Annotated in this window: 2 protein-coding genes and 1 pseudogene; all 3 read right to left on the bottom strand. The window is 77.4% G+C overall.

Translation table 11 applies throughout. The annotated features are described in order from the left end of the window. Window positions 1–125: 125 nt before the first annotated feature. Window positions 126–995, bottom strand: a complete 870-nt coding sequence (locus tag ACFV0G_RS27745) for a hypothetical protein (protein ID WP_380553626.1) — start codon at window positions 993–995, stop codon at window positions 126–128. Window positions 996–1,251: 256 nt separating this feature from the next. Then, a complete protein-coding gene (locus ACFV0G_RS27740; RefSeq protein WP_380553623.1) occupies window positions 1,252–2,223 on the bottom strand; it encodes an N-acetylmuramoyl-L-alanine amidase in 972 nt (323 codons plus the stop codon). A gap of 8 nt (window positions 2,224–2,231) precedes the next feature. Further along, window positions 2,232–3,404 (bottom strand): annotated as a pseudogene (locus tag ACFV0G_RS27735) (hypothetical protein); the annotation flags it as partial.

The raw sequence follows: 3,404 nt of genomic DNA, 5'->3' as shown, positions 1-3,404 counted from the left end.
TCGCGGGCGCGCGCGTGGGCGCGGGGGGGGGGGCCCGCCGCGGCCCCCCCCCCCCCCCCCCGGGCGGGGGGGGGGGGGGGGCGGGGCCCGCCCCCCCCCCCCCCACGTTCGTCACTGCCGGAGCGTCAGCCGCGCTGAATGCCCGAGGTGTCGCCGAGCAGGCCGTGCGAGCCGTCCTGCAGCTGCGCGACCAGCGCGGTGCCGCGCTGCTCGACCGCCAGGTACCAGGTGCCCGGCACCAGCTCGCCGACCGGCGGGCCCGACGGGTTGTCCTTGTTCGCCAGCGGGCGGACCGCCGGCACCGCGAACCAGAACGGCTGGAACGGCGCGGCCGGGGCGGCGTGCTCCTGCACCGCCGGCTGGACGGCGGTCGGCGCCGGGGCGCCGTGCGCCTGCGCGGCCTGCGCCGCGCCCGGGTAGCCGTAGCCGCCCTGCTGCGCCTGGTCGCCGTAGAGCGGGGCCTGCGCCGCACCGGCCTGGCCCGGCTGGGCCGCACCCGGGTAGCCGTACTGGCCCTGCTGGCCGGGCTGGCCCGCGCCCTGCGGGAAGCCCTGGTAGCCCTGCGCGGCCGGGACGGCCGGGGAGGCCGGCTTGTCGCTCAGCAGCGGAGCCTGGAGCGCGGGCACCAGCGGGCCCGCGGCGGCCGCGCCGGCCAGCACCAGGGTGGCGAGCAGCGCCAGCCAGGCGCCGATGCCGTGGCCGGTGGCGTCCGAGCCGCCGCCGATCGACCACAGCGCGGACCAGAACGAGGCCACCGCCAGCGCGGTGCCCCACTGGTCCAGCCGCAGCCCGAGGACCTGGCGGTCGGCGACGGCCGCGCCCTGCAGCCGCTGCACGAGGATCAGGGCGGCCGCGATGATGCCCAGCAGGAACACCGACGGCAGCAGCGGGAAGAGCGCGGACTCCCACGCGTTGTTCGACGACGAGCTGCACTTCCCGAGGATGCAGATGTCGACGGTCAGGTACGGCAGGAAGGACGCGATGAAGAGCACCACGGCCGCACCTGCGACGGCGGCGTCTCCCCGCGTGAGAGCGCGCAGATTCACAAGCGTTCCCCTCGTTGGTGTGTGTCGTGGACTGCAGGGTCAGGGTGCCGGGCGAGCGTACGGATGTGCCCTGACGGCCAAGAGCCTAGGCCCCGGCCGGTGCGCAGCGCACAGCGCCCCGGGGATACCCCGGATTTCCCCGCAGAATCCCCGCGACGGCCGAACCGGGCGGCGGAGCGCCGGACCCGGCACCCGGCGGGCGCGGTCAGTGCCCGGCCGTCAGGTAGGCGGTGAGCGCGTCGGCGACCGCCTGGGCGGCCTTCTGCCGCCACTGAGGGTCCGTCATCCGCCCGGCGTCCTCGGCGTTGCGCATGTTGCCGCACTCGATGAACACCTTCGGCACCCGGGAGAGGTTCAGCCCGCCCAGGTCGGTGCGGGTGTCCAGGCCGTCCTTGCCGATGTACGTGGCGTACGGCTCGCCGGTGCCCGCCTTGAAGGTGTCCCGCAGCAGCACGCCCAGCCGCTGCGACGGGTCGACGATCCCGGACGTGTCGGCGGCACCCGCCACCACCTTGCCCGGCATGATCACGTGGAAGCCGTGGGCCGACCCGGGCGCGCCGTCGGCGTGCACCGACACCGCGGCGTCGGCCTTGGCGGTGTTCCCGATCCGGGCCCGCTCGTCGATGCACGGCCCCCACGGCCGGTCGCCGTCCTGGGTCAGCACGACGTTCGCCCCGCGCGCCCGCAGGATCTCCCGGGCCCGGTGCACCACGTCCAGGGTGTACTCGGCCTCGCTGTAGCCGGCGTTGGTCGACGTGCCGGTGGTGTCGCACTCCTTGCGCGCGTTGCCGATGTCCACCGGCCGGTTGATCTCGGTGGTGTGCGCGGCGTTGCCGGTGTTGTGCCCGGGGTCGAGCAGCACCGTCCGCCCGGCCAGCGGGCCGGAGCCGGCCGGGCCGCCCGATCCCGCGGACGGGGACCCGCCCGCGTCCGCCGACGACGGGCTGCCGGACGCGTCGTCCGTCGACGGCGGGAGGGAGCGCGTCCCGTCGGACGGCTCGCCCACCGACGGCGCGACGGCCGCCGGCCGGGCGCCGTGGCCGTCCGCCAGCGCCTGGCGGCCGTACCATCCGGCCACGCACAGGGCCGGCACCGTGCAGGCGAGCACGGCGATCCGGAGACGGGCGGCGCGACGGGGGCGCCCGGGCTGCTGGTTCTCAGTGGTGGTGCCGGTCATCGGGTGGTTCAGATCCTGTCCCAGGTGCGCTCGGTCAGCCCGTAGGTGGAGGCGATCGCGTTCCACTTCGCCACGAAGTCCTTCTTCGACTGGGTGGCCTGCGGGTTGAGGTCGTTGGCACGCTTGCGGTCGGAGGTGTTCGGTGCGGTGCTGCCGCTGCAGCCCTGGCTGCTCACGGTCCTGGCCCAGGCCGCGTACGCCCGGTCGATGTCGCCCGACTGCTGCCAGGCCGTCTTGAGCAGGGCGGCGGCGTCGGAGCCGCCCGGCAGGTCGCCGAGGTCCAGCTTGGCGAGGTCGGTGACCAGCTGGTCGCGCTGGCTGGCACCGTCGTCGAAGACCTGCGCGGCGCTGTCGATCTCCGCCTTCGCCGGGCAGCTGGTGACCTTCGCCACCGCGCTGCCGATCGGCGCCTTCGCGCTCTCGCCGCGGGCCAGCAGCGCGTCCAGCGCCTTCGCCTGGGCCGCCGCGCCCGCCCCCGCACTCGGGGACGCACTCGCGGCGCCGGAGGACGGACCGCCGGGGCTCGGCGCACCGCCCGCCGCCGCACCGGGGGCGCTCGCCGCGGGGCTCGCCGGGCCGGTGGCGGCCGCGGCGGCCCTGCCGCCGCCGTCCGAGCCGGAGCCCTGCAGCGCCCAGACCGTACCGCCGCCGAGCAGCACCACCACGGCGACGCCGGCGCCGACCAGCAGCCCCGTCCGCCGCCGGGGCGCCTCCTCGGAGTAGTCCAGGTCCTCGTAGGGGTACGGCTGCCCGCCGTGGGCCTGCGCCGTTCCCGGCGGCTGTCCGTCGTACCCGCCGCCGAACGGCGGCCCGCCCGCCGGGCCCTGGCCCGGGAAGCCCTGGCCGGGGAACGGCGCCGCACGCTGGTCGGCAAAGCCCTGGCCGGGGAAGCCCTGCTGCGGTACGCCGGACGCCGGCGGGAAACCGGGCGGCGGACCGGGGAAAGGCTGCGCACCGGACGGGGCGGCGGGCGGGAAACCCGGCTGAGGACCGGGGAACGGCGGTGCGCCGACGGCCGTCGGCGCACCCGGGGCCGGGAACCCCGGGGCGGGCGGCGACGCCGTGATGTACGGGCGGGCGAGCGGACTCTCCTCGCCGGTCACCGGCGGCAGCAGCGTCGTCGCGTGCTCCTCCGCGGACGGCGGACCGGGCCGGCCGGGCGGCGGCACCGCGCCCGGGGC

Origin of the sequence: Kitasatospora sp. NPDC059571 (genome assembly GCF_042735675.1) — a bacterium.
Taxonomy (GTDB): Bacteria; Actinomycetota; Actinomycetes; order Streptomycetales; family Streptomycetaceae; genus Kitasatospora.
The sequence above is the reverse complement of the archived record's forward strand: the minus strand, read 5'-3'. Positions and strand labels throughout refer to the sequence as shown.

Bases quoted from the DNA above. Each gene is read 5' to 3' on its own strand.
- ACFV0G_RS27740 (WP_380553623.1), bottom strand. From the start codon at position 2,223: ATGACCGGCACCACCACTGAGAACCAGCAGCCCGGGCGCCCCCGTCGC.